This window comes from Paenimyroides ceti, assembly GCF_030409925.1.
In genome coordinates this window covers 1-21,051 of the sequence record NZ_JAUFQU010000010.1, presented here as the reverse complement: position 1 = coordinate 21,051, position 21,051 = coordinate 1, and the positions used below count along the sequence as shown (strand labels likewise).

The following is a 21,051-nucleotide window of genomic DNA, read 5'->3' as shown; positions in this document are numbered from 1 at the left end:
AAAAGTGTAACGAATGGAAAAATGTTGGATAATACGTTTTCTGCCGGACATAAAATTGATGTGGTTCGTGTAGAAACACATAAATTTCAATACCTGTACGCAGAAGGAACTGAATTTCATTTCATGAATACAGAAAGCTATGAACAAATTACATTAAACAGAGATGTATTAGATGCTCCGGATTTGTTGAAAGAAGGTGAAAATGTAATGATTCAGATCAATGCAGAGACTGAGATGCCATTATCAGTAGATATGCCGGCATCTGTTATCTTAGAAGTTACTTATACAGAACCGGGAGTAAAAGGAAATACGGCTACTAACGCTACAAAACCTGCTACGGTAGAAACAGGAGCTACGGTTAATGTTCCTTTATTTATCAATGAAGGAGATAAAATTAAAATAGATACAGCTACAGGAAACTATAGCGAAAGAATTAAAGAATAATTATTCTGTAATATGCGATTTCCCAAGACATATCGTTTGGATACCATAGCTCAGATACTGGGGTGTGACTATGTTGGTGCGGCTGATTTTCCTATAGTGGGAATGAATGAAATTCATGTGATTAAAACAGGGGAGATTGTGTTTGTAGATCACCCTAAATACTATGACAAAGCATTACAGTCTAATGCTTCTGTTGTACTCATTAATAAAAAGGTCGATTGTCCCAGAAGGAAAGGCATTGTTAATTTCAGATGATCCATTCAGAGATTTCAATAAATTAGCAGTATATTTCAAACCGTTTCAGCCTGCAGAAAAAGCATTGCAGATACCGCAGAGATTGGTGAAGGAACTGTTATACAGCCAAACACTTTCATTGGAAACAATGTAAAAATTGGAAAAAATTGTCTGATTCACAGCAATGTTTCCATTTATGATGATACCATTATCGGAGATAATGTAATTATTCACAGCGGTTCTGTTTTGGGAGCTGATGCTTTTTACTATAAGAAAAGACCGGATCATTTTGATCAGCTCATTTCTTCAGGTAAAGTTGTTATTGAAGATAATGTGAGTATGGGCGCCATGACAACGATTGACAGAGGAGTAACGGGTGAAACCACCATCGGTGCCGGTTCTAAGCTCGATAATCATGTGCATGTCGGACATGACAGTCAAATCGGTAAAATGTGTCTCATCGCATCTCATGTAGGAATTGCAGGATGTGTCATTATTGAAGACGAAGTAACGCTTTGGGGACAGGTAGGAATAACCAGCGGTGTGACTATCGGAAAAAAAGCAGTGGTACTGGGACAATCAGGAGTTTCAAAAACCTTCCGGTGATAATGTCTATTTTGGTTCACCGGCTGAAGTTGCTCGTGAGGAATATAAACAACGTGCAGCAATAAAAAATGTACTTGCAAAATTGAAATAGATATGAGTGCAAAAGAAATAGTAGAGAATTTTTACAAATCGGCAGGAATATTAAGTAAATCGTATTGTTTGGAAATTCTGCATGAAGATGTTATTTTGGAATGGTATAGTTCTAAAGGGCTTCTTACGCTTGATTTTAATGATATTTTAGCTTTATCCAAAGATTTAAAACATTCCTATTTTTCTTTAACTACACAAATTGATCAGGTACTTGCAGAAGGTGATACCGTTACCATACGCTACTCATTTTATGTAAGAACTTTTGAAAATCCTGAGGAAGAACTTATCCTTGCAGTCTTTTTTACGGTTTGGGAAGTAAAAGACGGTAAGCTCTATAAAGGCTATCAGATGAGTCAGCTATTAAATTAAATTTTTTTAAGATTAAAAAATTTTAAATTCGAATTCAAAAGGCTATTTTTGTTAAATAATATAAAAAAAACTATAAGATAATTATGAGCGTTTTAGTAAATAAAAATTCAAGAATAATTGTACAAGGATTTACAGGAAGCGAAGGTACTTTCCATGCTTCTCAAATGATTGAATACGGTACGAACGTTGTAGGTGGTGTGACTCCTGGAAAAGGAGGAAGTACACATTTAGAGCGTCCTGTTTTCAATACAGTGAGAGATGCTGTGGAGAAAGCTCAGGCAGATACCTCAATTATTTTTGTACCGCCGGCATTTGCTGCTGATGCAATAATGGAAGCTGCTGATGCGGGTATCAAAGTAATCATCTGTATCACAGAAGGTATTCTGTTGCTGATATGGTTAAAGCTTATGATTATATTAAGGGTAAGGAATGCCGTTTAGTTGGTCCAAACTGTCCGGGTGTAATTACTCGGGTGAAGCAAAAGTAGGAATCATGCCTGGTTTTGTTTTCAAAAAAGGAACAGTAGGAATTGTTTCAAAATCTGGAACATTAACATATGAGGCTGCAGATCAGGTTGTAAAACAAGGTTTAGGTATTACGACTGCGATCGGTATCGGTGGAGATCCAATTATCGGAACTACTACTAAAGAGGCGGTAGAATTGCTGATGAATGATGAGGAGACAGAAGCGATCATTATGATTGGTGAGATCGGAGGTCAGTTGGAAGCAGATGCTGCTCGTTGGATTAAAGAAAATGGTAACAAAAAACCAGTTATCGGATTCATTGCAGGTGAAACTGCACCTAAAGGACGTACAATGGGGCATGCCGGAGCTATCGTTGGTGGAGCAGATGATACTGCAGAAGCTAAAAAACGTATCATGAGAGAAAATGGAATCCATGTAGTTGACTCTCCTGCTGAAATCGGTAAAAAAGTAAAAGAAGTATTAGGTTAATCCTTTTTACGTATCATAATAAAAAAACAGCTTATTCATAAGCTGTTTTTTTATATCCTGAAATAATAAAAAAACGGTTATTATTAACCGTTTTTCATTTTTTATCTTAATTGAGCCTGTACCTCTGTTTCCAGTTCTTTCTGTACCTTACTCATTATTTTTTCAATCTGAGCATCAGTAAGGGTTTTGTTTTCATCCTGTAGTTTCAGACTGATCGCGTATGATTTCTTACCTTCAGGTAGTTTATCTCCCTGATAAACATCAAATAGAGAAATATCCTTGATGGTATTTTTATCAACTAATTTTACAACTTCATAGATTTTATTAAAAGGCATTTCTGCATCTATCAATAAAGCTAAATCTCTTTTTACAACAGGGAATTTAGGAATATCGGTAAATTTTATTTTAGCAGAAACTACATTAAGAATGTTATTCCAATTGATATCTGCAAAAAACACTTCCTGTTTGATGTCAAAATGCTTTGCTATAGTTTTCTTAACCACACCAAATTCAACAATTTTACGATTTCCTAAGTGATATGATATTCCTTCAGAGAAAATATCATTTGTCAGAGGCTGGGTGTTTAGTTTGTTTATTCCTAAACGGCTCAACAAAGTGTCTATATAACCTTTGAAAAGGAAAAAGTCTACAGGCGCTGCTGTCGTATTCCAATTGCCGGCTGTTGTGTTTCCTGTAATAAATAAGGCAAGATGCTTATATTCATCATAGCTGTTACCGATGTTCTTTTCATATGTATTCCCGAATTCAAAATACTTTAAATCAGAATTTTTTCGGTTGATATTATAGGAAATAGATTCTAAACCTCCGAAAAGTAATGTTTGTCTCATAATGGATAAATCATTGCTCAGCGGATTTAAAATATGTACTTGTTTGTTTGCATCTAAAGACTCTGCCAGCTCACTATACACAGGTGTTGTAAGAGAGTTTGCCATGATTTCGTAGAATCCCTGACTCACTAACTGGTTGGCTACGATATTTTGTACCATATGATCATCAGTACGCGAACTGTTACTTATAGTAGCATTGAGTTTAGATCCGGTTTTTATGTTGTTGAAACCATATACGCGCAATATTTCTTCAATAACATCAATTTCACGTTGTACATCTACACGATAGGAAGGTACTGTAAGTCCCAATCCAAGATCCGAGATGCTGTTTACTTTGATGTCTAAGGATACCAATATTTTTTTAATGGTTTCTTTGGATATATCTTCTCCTAATATTTTATTTACGTTATTGAAGTTTAAAAAGACAGAAAAGTCATCAATCTTTTTAGGGAAAATATCAATGATATCTGAAGTAATCTCTCCACCGGCAACTTCCTGAATCAATAAGGCAGCATGCTTTAAGGCATAATCTGTAATATTAGGATCAATTCCTCTTTCAAAACGGAATGAAGCATCAGAACTTATACTATGTCTTTTTGCGGTTTTACGGATTGCAACAGAATTGAAATAAGCACTTTCTAAAAAGATTGCTGTAGTTGTTTCAGAAACGCCTGAATTCAGACCTCCTAAAACCCCGGCAATACATAATGGTCCGTGGTCATCACAAATCATGATATCTTCTTCATGTAATGTACGTTCAACACCGTCAAGAGTAGTAAATTTAGTACCCGTTGGCAGGTTTTTCGCATAAATTTTGTTTCCTTTGATGCGTGCAGAATCAAAGGCATGTAAAGGCTGACCTAATTCATGTAAAACATAATTAGTAACATCTACAATATTGTTTTTCGGATTTATCCCGATTGCTTTCAATCTGTTTTGCAACCAGGAAGGTGAAGGTTTTACTTCAATACCCGATATGGTCACACCACAATAGCGAGGCGTTTGTTTTGTGTCTTCAACGACAACATCGTATTTTAAGGTACGTTTTTCAACCTTGAATTTGCTTACTGACGGAGTGATTAATTCTGAATGATTGGTATTCGGATGGTTTTGTGTTAATCCTGCGCGTAAATCACGTGCTACTCCCCAGTGGCTCATAGCATCTGCGCGGTTGGGTGTCAATCCGATTTCAAATACACTATCGGTAGAAATTTCAAATAATTCTGCAGCAGAAGTTCCGGGTTTAATATCCTGATCCAGAACCATGATGCCTTCATGACTGTCTCCCAAACCGAGTTCATCTCAGCACAGATCATCCCAAAACTGTCTTCTCCTCTGATTTTACCTTTTTTAATCTGAAATTCATTCCCGTCTTTATCATATAATAAGGTGCCAATAGTAGCTACTGCTACTTTTTGACCTGCTGCCACATTAGACGCTCCACAAACAATCTGTACCGGTGCTTCTCCGTTTCCTAAATCTACTTTAGTAATTTTAAGCTTATCCGCATTCGGATGCTGTTCGCAAGAAATAACATGACCAACAACCACTCCTTTAAGCCCTCCCTTCAAACTTTCAAAGGATTCGATACCTTCTACTTCGAGACCTAAATCGGTTAGTATTTTAGCGGTTTCTTCAGTGTGGTTTCTAATTTTATAAATTGTTTTAACCAGTTATATGAAATGTGCATTAGTTTTTGTTTTTAACGGCAAATATACGCATTGCCTCTCGGATGAAAAATTATTTTTGATTGATATTTAATACGCTTTTCTTACAGAAATTTCGCTTTCATTTCTGGTGTCGGAATCATACAGGCATCTTTTTTTCCATACCATTTATACCGGTTTCTGGCAATGTAATCGTAGGTGAGATTGCGCAGTCGCCGCGGTAACAGATTTCCTATTCTCAATAAGGAATATATCCCCCCGATCTGCTTAGCGATTTCGATGGCAGCATCACTTTTAACGTAATAAGCAATACCGGTTCGTATAAAACGATAGTGTCCAAATCATTGCTTAAACCAATGTGTTTCAATATTTTTTGTCCGATTTCTGATTGTAAGGAAGCAAATACAAAAACGTTTTTGGTGTCCTTAGCAATTATTTTATTGATGACATCGTTGCAAAAATTACAAACCCCGTCAAAAAGGATAATTTTTTTATTTTTTGGTAAATCTACTATTTCCATCATTTTTTTCTTTCAACCATTTCTAATTGTTCTAAATCTACCTTTGAGGTAAAAAGCCATAATTCACAGTGGCCTTATTCTTTTCTATAGCATCAATCGTGCCGACAGCCTTTCCGTCAGTCATTCTCACTTTATCTCCTATTTTCAGTATAAAGTTAGTTTTATTTGGTTTATTTTCTGCCAAATTTGCAGCTTTTTTTTCTTTCTTTTCTTTTCGGATTTCTTCTACCTTCTGTTCAACTTCCTGTACTATTTTTTTCTGTTCTGTCTCTTTGGCTTTCTTTTCTTTAAGGGTTACCTTTTTGCGCTTTGAGTTTTCAATCTCCACCGTCTTTAACAATTCACCAATCAACGTTTTCTTGTCTTTATTGTTGAAATATTTTTCAGAAAGATCATCTATACGCTGTCCGAGATATATAAAGCGTTGGTTGGCATCATACAGCTCCTGATAGCGCTCCAGTTTATCCTGTATTTTTGAATTGATGGATTCCATTTTCTTACTTTCTTCCCTTGCTTTATTTTCTTCTTCTCTGAGCGTTTGAGATGTCTTTTCAAGTTTAGATCGTTCTTTCTGAAGGTTGGCTATGGTTTTATCAAAACGGACTTTGTCGGTTTCGATTTTCTTTTTTGCGCGGTTAATGAGACTGTACGGAATACCGTTTTTTTGAGCTACTTCAAATGTAAAAGAGCTTCCTGCCTGACCAAGGCTTAGTTTGTATAAGGGTTCTAATGATTTCTCATCAAACATCATGTTGGCGTTGGTCGCATAAGGCAGTTCGTTGGCAAGCATTTTCAGATTGGAGTAGTGGGTAGTGATGATTCCAAAAGCTTCCCGATCATAAAATTCTTCTAAAAATACTTCTGCGAGTGCCCCTCCGAGTTCCGGATCAGATCCGGTACCGAACTCATCAATCAGAAATAAGGTTTTTTTATTGCATTTTTTTAGAAAATAATTCATGTTTTTTAAGCGATAGCTATACGTACTCAAATGATTTTCTATAGATTGATTGTCTCCTATATCCGTAAGTATATAATCAAAAAGGAACGTTTCGCTTCTTTCATGTACGGGGATGAGAATACCGCTCTGTAACATTAACTGTAAAAGACCAATGGTTTTCAGGGTAATACTTTTACCTCCTGCATTGGGTCCTGAAATCACAATAATCCTTCCTTCTTTGGAAAGCTCAATGGTTTGCGGATGCGTTATTTTTCCTTTTTCTTTATTGGATAAATAAAGAATAGGGTGGAATGCTTCTCTGAAATACAGTCTTTTTTCCTCTGTAATATGTGGCAGAATACCCTGAATTTTTACAGCATATTTTGCTTTTCCGGAAATGACATCTATTCTCGATAAATAGTGCTGATATTCTTCAAGATCAGCTGTAAAAGGGCGAATTTCATTGGTGAGCTGTTTCAGAATGCGCATGATTTCTTCGCGTTCTTCAAATTCGAGATTGGTAAGCTCCTGTGAAAAGCGGTAGGTACTTTCAGGTTCCATATACACAATGCTTCCCGTTTTTGATTGTCCTAACGCAGTACCTTTTACTTTTCTGCGGTACATTGCCAATACAGCCAGTACACGGCGGTTGTCTACAATAGTTTCTTTGATATCGTCCAGATAACCCGCACTGTTGTATTGGGTGAGGGCTACTCCGAAACTTTGATTGATTTTGCCCCGTACCATGTTTATCTGTTGCCGGATGCTCGTCAGATCTACAGAAGCATTGTCTTTAATTTCCCCGTACTTATCAATTACCTGATCAATTTTATGAAGAATTACTTTGTTTATATCAAGTTCACTACTTGCAGCAGATAATTCCGGATAGTATTCTTCAAATTTTTTAAAAAAGAGAAGCAGTTCGTTTGTGGTATGAGTAAGTATGGCAATTTTTTTAAACCGCTTACTTCAAGATAGCTGTCTTCAATCTTCAGATATTTCAATTCATGATCAATAGGATCAAAATAATGATTTGGAATGACGTTATTGTTTGTAAAAGAAGAAGTATATTCAGAAGTTTGCTTTAAATTGCTTTAAAAGCGTTTCTTTGTCTGTAAAGGGATGTATTTCAAGAGCCGCTTCTTTTCCGGGTTCCGTAGTACAGTAATGTGCAATGGATTCTAAAACGGTAAGAAACTCTAAATCTTGTAAGGTTTTTTTATGAATGGATTTCATAGAAATTTTATTTGTTGCAAATTTACGAAGATATATCAAATAAATATTAATGCTTATTTTTGGATAACAAAACGATTATTATGACGTGGAAACAATTTATTGAAGCCGAACAACAAAAAGAATATTATCAGCAGTTAAAAAGATTTGTAGAACATGAATATGCTACACAAACTGTTTTTCCTCCCAAAGAATTCATTTTTAATGCCTTTCGCTGGTGTAAACTGGATGATGTCAAGGTAGTTATTTTAGGTCAGGATCCGTATCATGGTTATGGTCAGGCAAACGGACTCAGTTTTTCTGTGAATGATGGTATTCCTTTTCCGCCTTCTCTGCGAAATATATTTGCAGAAGTATCAAACGATGTGGGAGCACCAATTCCTCCTTCCGGAAATCTTGAGCGCTGGGCTAAACAAGGTGTGTTATTGCTGAATGATGTACTCACCGTACGTCAGGCATCACCGGGAAGTCACCAAAAACAAGGGTGGGAAATTTTTACTGAGGCTGCGATTGAAAAAATATCTTCGGAAAAAGAAGGCGTTGTTTTTATGCTTTGGGGCAATTATGCGCAAAAGAAAGGTAAAATAGTAGATCGCAATAAGCATCTGGTATTAAATCCGGGCATCCATCGCCTATGAGTGCCAATCAGGGAAAGTGGTTTGGAAACAAACACTTTAGCCAGGCCAATCAATATTTATCAGCAAATGGAAAAGAGCCTATCTTCTGGTAGGCTATTTCTTTTTGCGTTTTTCATCTCTTTTTCTTTCTACGCCGCGGTTTCTGGACTCAGTCTTTCTTGGGTTTCTTTTTCGGGACCTCCGAGATTTACTTTCTTATTTTTATCTTTTTTCTCATGAAATGCTTCACCACGAACAATTTTTTTGATCTTATTACCCGTTCTTAATTTTGACTGGTCTTTTTCAAATTCCAAAAGTTGTTCTTCTGTTTTTTACTGCTGATGGTATTGGAAGAATTTCTATTTCCTTTTCCATGAGTACTTCAACAGCAAATTGTTTTTCCTCTTCTTTAGGATCAATTAAACTGATGGCAATTCCTTCTTTATCGGCTCTTCCTGTTCTTCCGATTCTGTGGATATATTGTTCTGCTATTTCCGAGAATTGAAGGTTTACCACATGCGTAATATCAGAGATATCCAATCCACGTGCCATAATATCGGTTGTAACAATACCTCTTACTTCATTGTTACGGAAAGATTCCATCGTATTTAAACGGTAATTCTGTGTTTTATTGGAATGGATGACTCCGAATTGTTCTGGAAATTCTGCTTCAAGAGCTTCGAGTACATAGTCGGCAATGCGTTTGTTGTTTACGAATATCAAGATACGCGACATGCTTTCATCTTTTGAAAGCAAGTCTTTTAGGACATTGATTTTGGTCAGAAAATTAGGTACGTGATAACCGTATTGTTGTATCTTTTCAAGCGGTGTTCCTGATGGAGCCAGAGATATTTCTTCCGGATAGTCAAAAAAATCTTCGAGTAAGGCATCTACTTCTTCTGTCATGGTAGCAGAAAATAAGATGTTCTGACGTTTCTTTTTCATCATTGATAAGATAGAAGTGAGCTGATGACGGAATCCCATGTTGAGGATTTCATCAAATTCATCGATGATTAATTTCTGCATATCATCAAATCTCAAATCGCTGTCCAGTGCCAGATCCATCATTCTACCCGGTGTTCCTACAAGGATGTCTACACCCAATTCAAGACTGTTTCTTTGTGTATTTATGTTTACCCCGCCATAGACTCCAACGGTACGTACTGACATGTATTTTGTCAGCTTTTCTATTTCGTTTACTACCTGAACAACTAATTCTCTTGTAGGAACGAGAATGGTTACTTTAGGATTATACGAATGTGAAAATTTCCACTGTTTTAAAATAGGTAATAAATAGGCAAATGTTTTTCCGGTACCTGTCTGAGCGATTCCCATGATATCTCTCCCGGACATGATCACATTGAATGTTTTTTCCTGAATAGGAGTAGGGGTAGTTATCCCTAATTCATTAAGTGCTTTGTCTAAGGATTTGGGTAAATTGAATTGCTCGAATGTTGCCATGAAAAATATTTTTTGGCAAAGATACGTTATTTAGCGTTTTGTGAAAAGATTAGTTTCAGATGATTTTACGAATCACCCGAAGTTTGTGGGTATGTCTGCCCGAGTCATATTAAGTATTCCCAAATGATCAAGACGGTCTATACGCACTTTTCCATGCGCATGGATGATGTAGTTGTTTTCCATAATCATTCCTACATGAATGATGTTACCCTCTTCATTGTCAAAAAATGCCAGATCACCGACTTCGCTTTCTTCAATAAAGCTAAGAGGTTCGCCAATAAGTGCCTGTGAGAAGCGTCACGCGAATCATATAGCCGTTTAATCGGTATACCATTTGAGAAAAACCGGAACAGTCTATTCCGAAAGGTGTTTTACCGCCCCACAGATAAGGCGCATTAAGGTAAAGAAAAGCCGTTTTCAGTAAGTTGACTTTAGCCTGTATTCCGCTGTTCAGATGCCTTCAAATACAAATCCGTCGATATTGATTGAAGGAAAAGTAAGAAAAGAAAGATCGCTGCCCAATGTAATTGGAAGCAGGTTATTTTTTTTGTCTGTAATGTATTCAATAAGATCTCCGGCAACTTTGCGCGGAGCATTTTTGAGCTGTAAAAAATCAGAAGCGCTGACTGTCTGATATTGCTTATTGTCAATCCACCCTTGATAATTATCAAAAGCAAGTTCTATTTTAGACCAATTTTTTTGTTGTTCCAGAATCGTGAAAGGCTCTCCAAAAAGCACCTGAGTTACTAATTCACTACGGTCAGATGGCTCCGATCTTAGGGGTACGATAGCAAGATTACAAATAGCAAACATTCAATATCAATTTGAAAAAGGAAGATGAGTTTTTGACGATGCAAAACTCATCTGTAGAATTTTTTGTATATAAATTAAGCGCGTTCAATCACAATAGCAGAAGCACCACCACCACCATTACAGATCGCAGCAGCTCCGATTTTACCATTGTTTTGTTCTAATACGTTTAATAAAGTAACTACGATACGTGCACCCGAACAACCCAGAGGATGTCCTAATGAAACGGCACCACCATTTACATTGATTTTGCTGTTGTCAATTTTTAAGATATTGGCATTTGCGATTCCGACTACAGAGAAAGCTTCGTTAAATTCGAAGAAATCAACATCACCAATTGCAACACCTGCTTTGTCAAGTGCTTTTGGCAATGCTTTAGAAGGAGCTGTAGTAAACCATTTAGGCTCCTGAGCTGCATCTGCATATCCTTTGATGTATGCCAATGGTTTTAATCCCAGTTCATTTGCTTTTTCTTCGCTCATTAATACCACAGCTGCTGTGATGAAGGCAAAAAATCAGGAGAGTTTTATACACCGAGCGAAGTATCATCCTTACTGGCTAAACTTTTAGCACCTGAACCTGGAAATCGATTAAATGACCCTACTTGTGGTTCTGGTTCGCTATTGATTAAGTTAGCCAAAGAAGTAGGTTCTGATAATTTTTCTTTATACGGTCAGGAAGTAAACGGCAGCACCTGGGCTTTGGCTAGGATGAATATGTTTTTGCACGAAATTGATAATGCCACCATTGAATGGGAGATACTATAAACAATCCTAGGCTTTTGGAAGGTGATGAGTTAATGAAATTCCATATTGTGGCCGCAAACCCTCCGTTTTCATTGGATAAATGGGGTGCAGAAAATGCAGTAGCCGACCAATACAATCGTTTCCATCGGGGCGTTCCTCCTAAAAGCAAAGGTGATTACGCTTTTATTAGCCACATGATAGAAACTACTTATGAGGATATTGGCCGAGTGGGCGTGATTATGCCACATGGCGTTTTATTTAGAGGAAGTAGTGAGGGGAAAATTCGTCAGCAATTGATTGAAGAAAATTTATTGGAAGCCGTGATTGGTTTGCCTGCCAACTTATTTTTCGGCACAGGTATTCCGGCTGCCATCTTGATTTTTAATAAAGCCAAAGGTACGAATACTGATGTCTTATTTATCGATGCCAGCAAAGGTTTTGAAACTGGGAAAAATCAAAATAAATTAAGAGACGAGGATATAAAACGCATTGTTGAAACCTATAAAGCGTTTAAAATTAACGCTCCTCTGACGACGGATGAGGACATGTCATTGAAGATAAATATGCTTACAGAGCAACGTTTAGCGAGATTAAGGAAAATGACTTCAACCTTAATATCCCCCGTTATGTAGATACATTTGAAGAAGAACCAGAAGTGGATATTAAGGCCGTTCAATTGGAAATAACGAAAATTGAAAAGGAACTTAAAGAAGTGCAATTGGAGATGAATAAATACTTAAAGGATCTAAACTTTTTTATAATTATGATAACAACCGAACAGAAAACTGAATTAGAGGACATATTAGATGTTTTAGGAGAAAACCTAAGTATTACCGAATCTCAGCATGAAGCTGCTGTCCGTAGTTATAAAGCGGTGGGCAGTTGGCTTACGAATAATGAATCAAAACTGGCTCCTTACAGTCCCGTAATTAGCCCGCAAGGTTCATTTATTATTGGAACAATTATTCAGACGATTGACCCTGATGGAGATATGGATCTTGATATTGTATGTGAACTGAATGGGAAAAAACAGGACTGGACTCAGAAAGATGTAAAAGAAATTGTTGGAGAGCAATTGGCAAAACACAAGAAATATGAATCTATACTGGATGAAGAAGGACGTAGATGTTGGACCTTGAAATACAGGGAAAATGGCTCGCCTAATGAGCGATACCATATGGATATCTTACCAGCAATTAATACTAATGGACATTCCATTATTCTTGAAAAGGCATACTCGAATCTTAAAGACCAAAAGATTGAAGACTTGGTTCTTAGTATAACCGATAATGAAAGATTACCAGAGTATGAAATTTCTACAGATCCTAATGAATGGCTTCAAAGTAATCCGTTTGGTTATGCTAAGTGGTTTATGGGTATCGCAGACGATATTAAAGGAGAACGTACAAAAATGTTTTCTCTTAATGAGTCAGTAAACCCAACACCAAAGTATCAGAAAGACAGATTGCCTCTCCAAAGGCTGTGCAGCTGTTAAAGAGACATCGTGATATAATGTTTAAAGACTATAGTGATGATGATAAAAAGCAAAAACCGATTTCATGTATCATCACAACCTTAGCGGCAAAGTCATACAACGGAGAAGATAATATTACCGATGCTTTACTAAGTATTGTTAATAATATGGGGAATCATATTGAGGAAAAGTACGATTATGAATTGAATAGATATGTAAAATGGGTTTCAAATCCAGTTAATGAAACTGAAAATTTTGCAGATCGCTGGGCATTGCAAGGATCAAAAAGAGAAGCATTTTTCAATGATTGGTTAGAGCAGTTAAAAGTGGACTTTGGAATTTTTCAATCTCCTTTTAATCGAATCAATCTTTCAGAATCTTTGAAAAAATCTTTTGGTAGTGAGCCTGTAACTAAAACTTTTTCGGATGTTGGTAATAGAATGAGGTTGCTCACAGAATCTGGCAATAATCACGTAGATCGTAAAGCAGGTGTTGTTGGTTCGGCAATAGCTGGACTTACAAATGTTGCAAAAGTGAGTGCACATAATTTTCACGGGAATGATTAAAAAGAAAAAGTTAACACTTTATAATCAATTGGGTGGATTGAAAAGAGATTTTGCGTTTGGTGAATCCAAAATTATTAATGGTAAAACACTCCAATGGCTTGGGACTTTAAAATCTTCGCCCATAGGAGATGAATATAAAGTGAAACTTATTTATGAAGTAGGTAATTCTCCAAAAGTGTTCGTTTTAGAGCCATCACTTTTAAAATTAGCTGATGGAGAGACAAAATACCACATGTGTATGATCAAAAAAAACAACGCTTGTGTTTGTTTTACCCAGATTGGAAGGAATGGAATAGTTCTAAATCAATAGCTCAAACAGTAATGGTTTGGGCTATTGAATGGCTTTATCATTACGAATTATGGTTAATTACAGGTGAATGGTTAGGTGGAGGTACAGTTCACGGTGAAACAAAAAAAGATACTATTAAAAATGAAGCAGACAACTCAATATAAAAATACGGCCATCGGAAAAATCCCAATTGATTGGGAAGTGAAAAAGTTGAGGGAGTTGGGTGATACATTTTCAGGTTTATCTGGAAAAAATAAAGAAGACTTTGGCAAAGGCTATCCATATATACCCTATAAAAACATATTCCAAAACAGTAAGATTGACATCAATTTTATGGATTATGTAGATATTAAGGAAAGTGAAAAACAGCATAAAGTAAAATATGGAGATATTTTTTTTACAACTTCATCGGAAACAGCGGAAGAAGTAGGAATGTCATCAGTGTTGTTAGATGAAGTAGACATTATGTATTTGAATAGCTTCTGCTTTGGATTTAGATTAAAGAATAACAATGTTTTGGATCCTTTATTTTCAAGCTATTTATTAAGAGGTGAGAACATAAGAAAAGAATTAAATGTTTTGGCTCAAGGATCAACAAGATTTATTTATCTAAATCTCAATTGGTAAAACTAATCATACCAATTCCACCACTTCTTGAACAACAAAAAATAGCCAAAGTATTATCTACGTGGGATAAAGCTATTCAAGAAACCGATGTCGTCATCAAAAAATTGAAAAAAAGGAATAAAGCATTGGCGAATAAGTTGTTTTTGGATAACGATAAGAAATCAAATCAAAAACAAATGATGCAGATTGTAGATCGAATTAAAAATTCATTTATTCCTGAAAAAAACACATTATATAAACAAATTGGAATCCGATCTCACTCCAAAGGACTATTCTATAAAGAAGCTGTAACTGGGGAAAGTTTGGGAAATAAATCTGTTTTCTGGATTGAGCCCGATTGTTTCATTGTTAATATTGTATTCGCATGGGAACAAGCAATTGGTAAAACAACGGATAAAGATATAGGGTTTATAGCTTCACATAGATTTCCTATGTATAAGCCAAAAGAAGGAGTTCTAAATTTAGATTATTTACTATATTTTTTCAAGTCTCTCAAAGGAAAATATTTATTAGAACTAGCTTCACCAGGAGGAGCTGGCAGAAATAAAACATTAGGACAGACCGAGTTCCTAAAACTAAAAATCCCTGTACCATCAATGGAGGAGCAAATTAGATTAGTAGATATTCTGAATACAGCTACTAAAGAACTACAACATTATCAGCAAAAACTTAATAACCTAAAATTGCAGAAAAAAGGATTGATGCAACAATTATTAACAGGAAAAACCAGAATTAAATGAGTGAAGAGAAATTCAAAGTTCTGAGTTTAGATGGAGGTGGTATCAGAGGAATCTCCCCGCTGTTATCTTAACAGAAATAGAACGAGATTTAAAAAATAAAGGAAGTGAAAAATGGCAGATTTACCAAAATGTAGATTTGATCTTTGGCACCTCTACTGGCGGAATACTAGCATTGGCTTTATCTTTAGGTATTCCTGCGGAAGAAATCAAAAAACTATATTTTGAAAATGCTTACAGTATTTTTGGTAAAGGTAAAATCTGTTTTTTTCTTTGTTTGGTTCAACGCACAAAAGAGAGACTTTAGAAAGGTTGCTTATTGATATCTATAAAAAATATAATGGAAATAAAATCCCTTTGTTGAAGGATTGCAAAATTCCGTTGGTGTTTCAGTGTACGATCTTCATAAAGGATGTCCTTCAGTCTTAAAGAGTATGTACCATGAACGCTTCAAAAGAGATCCAAATTTACCTCTATTTAAAGCTGCCTTATCAACATCATCTGCACCAACATATTTCGACCCCTATTCTTCTGAAGATTATGAGGATTTAGACGGAACAAGTATTGAGTTTAAGTATAAAGTTGATGGAGGTGTATGGGCAAACAATCCATCCCTAATAGCACTGGTTGAAGCTCAAAAAGCCTTTAATAAAGAATTACAGGAAATCAATCTTCTATCTATTGGGACTGGACAAAGTGTGTTTTTAGAAAATAAGAGAACTAAGGGATTCGGTATCTTCTATTGGATTTTAAATAACAAGAAAAGAATTATTGAACTTTTTATGCAAGGACAATCTCAACAGGCTGAAAATCTTATCAGCCTATTGAAGAATGGTATAGACAAGCAAGAACCCGATAATTTTGGTTATCTCAGATTGAATACAATCTTTGAAAACGAAGTAGATTCTATTCAAATGGATGAAACTAACCAAATTAAATTGAAGGATTTAGAAGTAAGAGCCATGAATGCTTACAAAAGAAACAAAGGTGAAATACTCAGAATGTTGAATATCTGTTAACAAGATTGGATTTTCAAGAAATCAATAAAAAGTTGATGATTTCAATTGAATAGCTAATGGATTCTATAATAATATAAAAAAAAGCAGTACAATGAAATACTTAGTGTGGGATCTAAAGCAACTTAAACGAGGAGAGCGAGTTAAAGTGACTTTAACAGGCAATGCGGCAAATGTCCGTTTGATGGACAGTTCTAATTTTCAGAACTATAAAAATGGGAGACGGCATCGGTACACTGGCGGTTTGGTCAAAAGGTCGCCTGTTGTTTTAGGTGTTCCCAGTTCAGGGCATTGGTATGTAACCGTAGATATGCAAGGTTTGAGAGGTTCAACAAATGCAAGTGTACAAGTTCTTCCTTCCGCACTACCAACATATCAGGACACACCACTTTCGGATGTGCCTTCTTTAGTTCAGGGTAGAGAGAACTCTCCATTCGGAAATCAAGAGGAAGATTATAGAGCGCACGATGTATTTATATCCATGCATCTGAAGACAAAGATGATATAGTACGACCTTTAGCCTTAGCTCTAATGAACGAAGGGCTGTCAGTATGGTATGACGAATTTGAATTGAAAATTGGTGATAGTCTGCGACGAAAGATTGACAAAGGATTGGCTAAAAGCAGATTTGGTATTGTTGTATTATCAAGAAGTTTTATCAAAAAGGGATGGACTAACTATGAGCTAGACGGCATGATTACACGGGTTGTCGGAGGTGAACAAGTATTATTACCCATATGGCATGATATTACTAAACAGGAAGTTGTTGATTATTCTCCATCAATTGCAGATAAGGTAGCAAGAAATACAGCGAATTTCACTGTAGAGGAGATTGCGCAAGAAATAGCAGAGTTAATTAATAATACAAAATAGCAAAAAAAGATGGCACGTAAAGAAAGACACGTAGTACCTAACTCTGAAAAAGGTGGTTGGGATTCTAAAAGAGAAAATGCGGAAAGGGCATCCAAACATTTCGACACCAAAAAGGAAGCGATGGATTGGAGTCGTGAAAAGGCTAAACAAGAAAAATCTGAGTTGATTCCACATGGCAAGGATGGGAAAATTCAAAATCCAAATAGTTATGGTAATGACCCAAATCACCAAGGATAAAAAACTATAGATTCTAAGAAAAGCTTGAGAAAGAATTAGAAATAAAACTTATCCATTTAGATAGATCAGGCACATTAGTGATTAACCAATAAAATTTAAAAAGAATATGCAGCTTAACTACTTTCCGATAAATATTGAGTTTGAACAATATCAAATCAGTACTGAACTGTATAGCGATGAACGTCTTACTGAATTAAGGAACTTGCACAATGCTACACATTCGTTTTTTAGAAACGGTGAGTCGATATACATCTCTAACAAAGATGGTGATGAAAATACTACTATTGGTTTGACATCAAAACGAAGCACATTTGGCGATCATCAGATTACTTCTTCATTAATAAAGCATGTCTTTTTCAGAACTTTTAAAGATCGTTTTCCTAAATATACACCTGTTGATTTTTATCCTTTTCGATTTTTTTCTGGCCAGCAAAAAGACGATATTATCTATGATGCTCTGCCTGATAATTAAAAGATCGAATTGCTTATAAAAAACTAATAGAAGTTCAATTACGATTAACTGAAATAAACGGCAAAAAGAAATTTGGATTTTTAATTAATATAAAACGCAATTGGATTTTTACAAAATCGTGTTCAGACTTGCACGCTGAAGGTTATAATTTAATCGGTGTAGAAGTTCTATATGCCGAAACCTTGCCAGGACTTGATAACATACTTGCACCCAATGAAGAATTTGTTGGTGAGATTATAGAAATTACAGGAAAGAAAGCCGTCGTAAACACTAATGAAGGAGAAAAAGAATATTCATTGAATGAATTGTTTATTCGTAAAACAAAACACAATATTAGAAACTACTTAACCTTTGCGACTTCACAACAAAAAAGTGATGAAGTATTAAGTGTAATTGAGCGAAAGCGTTCAGACATTTACAATCCTAAAAAACTTTATAAAGAAATAGCTAATATTGCGAAAGCACTATTTAATGATAAAGGAAGTCCGATTTTATTTCAAAATAAGGAAGGTTTTTGTTTTACAGTAGACAGTAACCCTCTGGTTGTTTCAAATACCATCGAGCTAAAAAATCCCACTTTTATTTTTGATCCCGCAGCTATTAAAACAACGAATACTAACCCTCACAATGGATTGAATAATTTCGGACCTTACGATAGTAGTATTTTTGATATTAAGTCTCCCAATGTGCTTTGTATTTGCAACAAAACGACAAGAGGAAGTTTTACAAAATTTCTTTCAAACCTAAAAGAAGGTTTACCACAGTCAAAGTATTTTCAAAAAGGATTACAGAAAAAATACGATTTACACAACGTTACTTTTAACATAAAAGAAGTTCAAAATAATATGTTAAGTGACTATCTGATGGTAATTCGAGATTATGACGACAATAAACCACATTTAGCAATTATTGAAATCCCTGAAAATTTCAAATTGCTAAAAGACGAAGATAATCCATACTATCAAATTAAAGCAAAGCTACTAGCACTTGAAATTCCAGTTCAGTTTGTTACCTCACGAATTGTGAATAATCACAATGAATATATTTTAAATAATATTGGATTACAGATTTATGCTAAATTAGGAGGTACACCTTGGGTCTTACCAACACAACGTTCTGTTGATAGAGAATTGGTCATTGTATTGGTCATAGCTGGCTTAGGAAAAATCAATATGTAGGTGCAGATAGTAGTCGTGTCGTAGGTATTACCACATTTTTTTCAGGTGATGGACAATACCTACTTGGTGGTAAAGTAAAAGATGTATCATTTGAACATTATTTTGAAGAACTTTTAAAGAGCCTTAAACAATCTATTGAACACCTTTCTTCCACACAAGGTTGGAGTGACGGAGATACCGTGCGTTTGATTTTTCATATTTTCAAACCAATCAAAAATGTCGAGTTTGATGTAATCAGCCAGCTTATTAAAGATATTCCTCAATATAAAATCAAGTTTGCTTTGTTACTATTGGAAATACGCACCCAACCATTTTATTTGACCCTAATCAGCAAGGAATAACATCTTATAGAAATAGCATCTCGAAAGGTGAGTTTATACCAAAAAGAGGAAGTAATGTTTTTCTTGATTCGGAAACCTGCATTGTACAAATGTTAGGGGCTAATGAATTAAAAACATCAAAACATGGAATGAGTAAGCCTATTCAAATAAAAATTAGGACACCCCAAGGAAACTACGATAATAATGAATTAAGCGATATGTTGTTTTATGATTTAAGTTACATCACCCAGCAAATCTTTTCATTCACTTATTTATCGTGGCGTAGTTTCTTACCAGGTGAGGAACCTGCTACTATGAAGTATTCTAATCTTATTTCACGCTTGCTCGGCAAAATGAGAAGTGTTCCCGGTTGGGATGCAGATAAATTAAATTATGGCTTAAAACAGACGAAATGGTTCCTTTAGAAGAAAGAATAGATTATCTATCAAGAGTCAACAAAAGTCAAAAACTCACAGCATTTAATAATTTGTTGTTAGATAAGCTTATTGTTGTCCCAAGGATCAGGATTTGAATGAACCTGAGGAATATTATTTGGGGATTGTAAAGGCTATCCAAGAACACAATAGTGCAGATTTTGAAAAGCATTTTGAAAAAAAGTGCAAAAGTAAACCAGGTAAAGATTCACCGGCTCCTTTTGTAAATGATGATTTTCTGATATTTTCATTTATAGTTGGGGTTGTGCAATTTAACATAGATAAAAACTGGATAAATCACATTATTTCCATCAGAAATAGAAATGATATAACAATTACTTTTGAGAATATCTTGAAGGAAAACTATGCAAGTACTAGCAATTTGCCAGAAATAGTGTTGATGTTTTTGAAATTCATAAATCAAAGTCTCATTACAAATGACCTTCTTAATTTTACATTTCGAAAGATAAATGAAAACACTATTTTGTTTGACGACAAAAGCGACTTTCGGATTTTGTGTGCTATTAGAGCATACGATTTAATAATTGAACGAAAAGAAGCCACCGAAGGGAATGAAATTACCTTACTAAAAAATTTAATCAAAACTTCAAAAAACGCATTAAAATTTTATCTTGGATTTTACAATCAGCACTTTTTTTTGGCTTGATTTTCGGATTGCTTAAACTCCCAATTTATTCTCCTGAGACTATTGCGTTTCTTGATAAATACGATTTTATGTTTTCCGTTTTTGGTTTTTTGGGTTTTACAATTGTTGGAAACCAAATTCCATTCGTTAAAAACAAATCACAAGAATTACTAATGAGATTATTTGGTTATCCAAGCAACTAATCAAAAACTAAGATTATGCAAACACCCTCATTCATAGAAGATCATATATCCCAAATTCCAGCACTCAAATTACTGATGAATATGGGTTGGAAATACTTGTCCCAGACGAGGCCTTGGCAGCCCGTGGCGGGAGAAGTTCTAATGTGTTGTTAGAGGATATTCTAAAAGATCAATTAGAGAAAATCATAAGATTGATTATAAGCAAAAGGAATTTAGGTTTTCTGAATCGAATATCAACAATGCTATTCTGGCGATTCGTGATTTACCCATACAGGACGGATTTTTGGCAGCAAATAAAGCATATTATGAACTTATTACTTTAGGAAAAAGTTTTGACCAAACGATTTTAGGGGATAAAAAAGTTTTTCTTTTCAATATGTGGACTGGAAAAATCCAGAAAACAATGCTTATCATATCACAGAAGAATATAGTGTACTGCGTAC

At 35.3% G+C, this 21,051-nt stretch carries 19 protein-coding genes and 10 pseudogenes; 22 read left to right on the top strand and 7 right to left on the bottom strand.

All coding sequences use genetic code 11. The features are described from left to right. From QW060_RS18240 to sucD, 4 genes and pseudogenes are all read left to right on the top strand, one after another. Positions 1–444 (top strand): elongation factor P (locus tag QW060_RS18240; RefSeq protein WP_290364899.1); only part of this gene is annotated, 444 nt, incomplete at its 5' end. Between the two features lie 12 nt (positions 445–456). Then, a pseudogene (locus tag QW060_RS18235) lies at positions 457–1,375 on the top strand (UDP-3-O-(3-hydroxymyristoyl)glucosamine N-acyltransferase). Positions 1,376–1,377: 2 nt separating this feature from the next. Next, positions 1,378–1,743, top strand: a complete 366-nt coding sequence (locus QW060_RS18230; RefSeq protein ID WP_290363329.1) for a nuclear transport factor 2 family protein — start codon at positions 1,378–1,380, stop codon at positions 1,741–1,743. An 83-nt stretch (positions 1,744–1,826) separates the two neighbouring features. Continuing rightward, positions 1,827–2,697, top strand: a pseudogene (gene sucD / locus QW060_RS18225) (succinate--CoA ligase subunit alpha). 101 nt (positions 2,698–2,798) lie between these two features. Here sucD and pheT read toward each other — a convergent pair. The 3 pseudogenes from pheT to QW060_RS18210 form a co-directional block, all read right to left on the bottom strand. Beyond that, positions 2,799–5,235 (bottom strand): annotated as a pseudogene (gene pheT / locus QW060_RS18220) (phenylalanine--tRNA ligase subunit beta). 81 nt (positions 5,236–5,316) lie between these two features. Continuing rightward, positions 5,317–5,726 (bottom strand): annotated as a pseudogene (locus QW060_RS18215) (thiol-disulfide oxidoreductase DCC family protein). A gap of 5 nt (positions 5,727–5,731) precedes the next feature. After that, positions 5,732–7,905 (bottom strand): annotated as a pseudogene (locus QW060_RS18210) (endonuclease MutS2). 80 nt (positions 7,906–7,985) lie between these two features. Between QW060_RS18210 and ung the strand changes: the two are divergent. Continuing rightward, a pseudogene (gene ung, locus QW060_RS18205) lies at positions 7,986–8,632 on the top strand (uracil-DNA glycosylase). A 1-nt stretch (position 8,633) separates the two neighbouring features. Here the strand turns inward: ung and QW060_RS18200 are convergent. From QW060_RS18200 to QW060_RS18190, 3 pseudogenes are all read right to left on the bottom strand, one after another. Then, positions 8,634–9,980, bottom strand: a pseudogene (locus QW060_RS18200) (DEAD/DEAH box helicase). A 55-nt stretch (positions 9,981–10,035) separates the two neighbouring features. Next, positions 10,036–10,793: pseudogene (locus QW060_RS18195) on the bottom strand (C40 family peptidase). Between the two features lie 74 nt (positions 10,794–10,867). Beyond that, positions 10,868–11,287, bottom strand: a pseudogene (locus tag QW060_RS18190) (acetyl-CoA C-acetyltransferase); the annotation flags it as partial. A 57-nt stretch (positions 11,288–11,344) separates the two neighbouring features. Between QW060_RS18190 and QW060_RS18185 the strand changes: the two are divergent. The 14 genes and pseudogenes from QW060_RS18185 (at position 11,345) to QW060_RS18120 (ending at position 19,005) form a co-directional block, all read left to right on the top strand. Further along, positions 11,345–11,557, top strand: coding sequence for an HsdM family class I SAM-dependent methyltransferase (locus tag QW060_RS18185; RefSeq protein ID WP_290364901.1), 213 nt, complete (start codon positions 11,345–11,347; stop codon positions 11,555–11,557). 14 nt (positions 11,558–11,571) lie between these two features. Further along, positions 11,572–12,168, top strand: a complete 597-nt coding sequence (locus QW060_RS18180; RefSeq protein WP_290364898.1) for an N-6 DNA methylase — start codon at positions 11,572–11,574, stop codon at positions 12,166–12,168. Further along, positions 12,087–13,031 carry a nucleotidyltransferase domain-containing protein gene (locus QW060_RS18175; RefSeq protein WP_317623195.1) on the top strand — a complete coding sequence of 315 codons (945 nt, stop codon included), beginning with the start codon at positions 12,087–12,089 and terminating at the stop codon, positions 13,029–13,031. The genes QW060_RS18180 and QW060_RS18175 overlap by 82 nt, the downstream gene beginning before the upstream one ends. A 17-nt stretch (positions 13,032–13,048) precedes the next feature. Further along, the gene (locus tag QW060_RS18170) at positions 13,049–13,576 is read left to right on the top strand and encodes a hypothetical protein (protein WP_290364897.1); all 528 of its coding nucleotides are present in this window, start codon (positions 13,049–13,051) and stop codon (positions 13,574–13,576) included. Then, positions 13,548–13,886, top strand: a complete 339-nt coding sequence (locus QW060_RS18165; protein ID WP_290364896.1) for a hypothetical protein — start codon at positions 13,548–13,550, stop codon at positions 13,884–13,886. Before QW060_RS18170 ends, QW060_RS18165 begins: the two co-directional genes overlap by 29 nt. A 120-nt stretch (positions 13,887–14,006) precedes the next feature. Then, positions 14,007–14,512, top strand: a pseudogene (locus QW060_RS18160) (restriction endonuclease subunit S); the annotation flags it as partial. A 105-nt stretch (positions 14,513–14,617) separates the two neighbouring features. Continuing rightward, the gene (locus QW060_RS18155; protein WP_290363272.1) at positions 14,618–15,232 is read left to right on the top strand and encodes a restriction endonuclease subunit S; all 615 of its coding nucleotides are present in this window, start codon (positions 14,618–14,620) and stop codon (positions 15,230–15,232) included. Positions 15,233–15,368: 136 nt separating this feature from the next. Beyond that, a complete protein-coding gene (locus QW060_RS18150; protein WP_290364894.1) occupies positions 15,369–15,536 on the top strand; it encodes a hypothetical protein in 168 nt (55 codons plus the stop codon). Between the two features lie 61 nt (positions 15,537–15,597). After that, the gene (locus tag QW060_RS18145) at positions 15,598–16,248 is read left to right on the top strand and encodes a patatin-like phospholipase family protein (protein WP_290364893.1); all 651 of its coding nucleotides are present in this window, start codon (positions 15,598–15,600) and stop codon (positions 16,246–16,248) included. A 91-nt stretch (positions 16,249–16,339) separates the two neighbouring features. After that, on the top strand, positions 16,340–16,753 hold the full coding sequence (locus QW060_RS18140) for a DUF1883 domain-containing protein (RefSeq protein WP_290364892.1): 414 nt from the start codon (positions 16,340–16,342) through the stop codon (positions 16,751–16,753). Positions 16,754–16,776: 23 nt separating this feature from the next. After that, positions 16,777–17,118, top strand: a complete 342-nt coding sequence (locus QW060_RS18135) for a toll/interleukin-1 receptor domain-containing protein (RefSeq protein ID WP_290364891.1) — start codon at positions 16,777–16,779, stop codon at positions 17,116–17,118. Positions 17,119–17,127: 9 nt separating this feature from the next. After that, on the top strand, positions 17,128–17,355 hold the full coding sequence (locus tag QW060_RS18130) for a DUF2188 domain-containing protein (protein WP_290364890.1): 228 nt from the start codon (positions 17,128–17,130) through the stop codon (positions 17,353–17,355). A gap of 106 nt (positions 17,356–17,461) precedes the next feature. Next, entirely contained in the window at positions 17,462–17,827 is a 366-nt protein-coding gene (locus QW060_RS18125; RefSeq protein ID WP_290364889.1) for a hypothetical protein, read from the top strand. A 128-nt stretch (positions 17,828–17,955) separates the two neighbouring features. Then, on the top strand, positions 17,956–19,005 hold the full coding sequence (locus tag QW060_RS18120; protein WP_290364888.1) for a Piwi domain-containing protein: 1,050 nt from the start codon (positions 17,956–17,958) through the stop codon (positions 19,003–19,005). A gap of 113 nt (positions 19,006–19,118) precedes the next feature. Here QW060_RS18120 and QW060_RS18115 read toward each other — a convergent pair whose 3' ends face one another. Beyond that, entirely contained in the window at positions 19,119–19,268 is a 150-nt protein-coding gene (locus tag QW060_RS18115; RefSeq protein ID WP_290364887.1) for a hypothetical protein, read from the bottom strand. 585 nt (positions 19,269–19,853) lie between these two features. Between QW060_RS18115 and QW060_RS18110 the strand changes: the two genes are divergently transcribed. The 3 genes from QW060_RS18110 to QW060_RS18100 all read left to right on the top strand — a co-directional run bounded on the left by QW060_RS18110 (position 19,854) and on the right by QW060_RS18100 (position 20,931). Continuing rightward, positions 19,854–20,426: a hypothetical protein gene (locus QW060_RS18110; RefSeq protein WP_290364886.1), complete on the top strand. Its 573-nt coding sequence runs from the start codon at positions 19,854–19,856 to the stop codon at positions 20,424–20,426. A gap of 8 nt (positions 20,427–20,434) precedes the next feature. Then, positions 20,435–20,608, top strand: a complete 174-nt coding sequence (locus QW060_RS18105) for a hypothetical protein (RefSeq protein WP_290364885.1) — start codon at positions 20,435–20,437, stop codon at positions 20,606–20,608. Positions 20,609–20,721: 113 nt separating this feature from the next. After that, positions 20,722–20,931: a hypothetical protein gene (locus QW060_RS18100; RefSeq protein WP_290364884.1), complete on the top strand. Its 210-nt coding sequence runs from the start codon at positions 20,722–20,724 to the stop codon at positions 20,929–20,931. Positions 20,932–21,051: the final 120 nt, after the last annotated feature.